The organism is Vibrio genomosp. F10 str. 9ZD137 (assembly GCF_049974785.1).
Classification (GTDB): domain Bacteria; phylum Pseudomonadota; class Gammaproteobacteria; order Enterobacterales; family Vibrionaceae; genus Vibrio.
Window position 1 is genome coordinate 1 of the sequence record NZ_JBNGCJ010000918.1, and the last position, 820, is coordinate 820.

Below are 820 nucleotides of genomic sequence, written 5' to 3' on the forward strand. Positions count from 1 at the left end.
CGTCATCGGTGGTATTCCTTTGAGCGCAAACCGTGCCAGTGAACGACAGTCGTCAACCATTTCCCGTTCACCTTGCACGGTATGAACAGTCATTGCCGTTTGACCATCTTTAAACGTGGTAAATTCCTGTGCCTTGGCTACGGGTATGGTTGTATTGCGTGGGATGATCTTTTCGACTAACCCTCCCATCGTTTCAATACCCAACGACAATGGAATAACATCAAGCAATAACGTTTCAGAATCAGATTTATTGCCTGCTAACACATCAGCTTGAATGGCCGCACCGATAGCGACGACTTCATCAGGGTTAATATTGGTTAATGGGGTTCGACCAAAAAACTCACCGACTAAATCACGAACGTGCAAGGTGCGAGTAGAACCGCCCACCATGACGACTTCCATAACCTCACTGGCAGACACGTCCGCATCTTTTAATGCTCGTCGGCATGACATTAACGTTTTCTTAATCAGAGGAGTAATAAGATCATTGAAGCCCTGACGTGTTAATGTACCTTCCCAGTTCAGCACCGAAATATTACTCACGTCATTGTCTGACAGATCTATCTTTGCTTTAGTAGCGGCATTGAGAAGTTGTCGGTGCTGCTCTGCTGTTAATGGCGTCGAGATATTCATTTGTGACAATAAATGCTCAGCGACTAAATGGTCGATATCATCACCACCTAGCGCAGAATCACCACCCGTCGCTAGGACTTCAAACACGCCTTTCGACAATCGCAGTATCGATATATCGAAGGTGCCGCCACCTAAATCATAAACAGCAATGATTCCTTCTTTAGCTGAATCTAATCCGTAAGCCAGT

The 820-nt window shown here is 45.6% G+C and carries 1 protein-coding gene; it reads right to left on the reverse strand.

All coding sequences use genetic code 11. The features are described 5' to 3' along the window. On the reverse strand, positions 1 to 820 hold an 820-nt coding region (locus ACP45E_RS20275; protein WP_158008402.1), incomplete at both ends, for an Hsp70 family protein.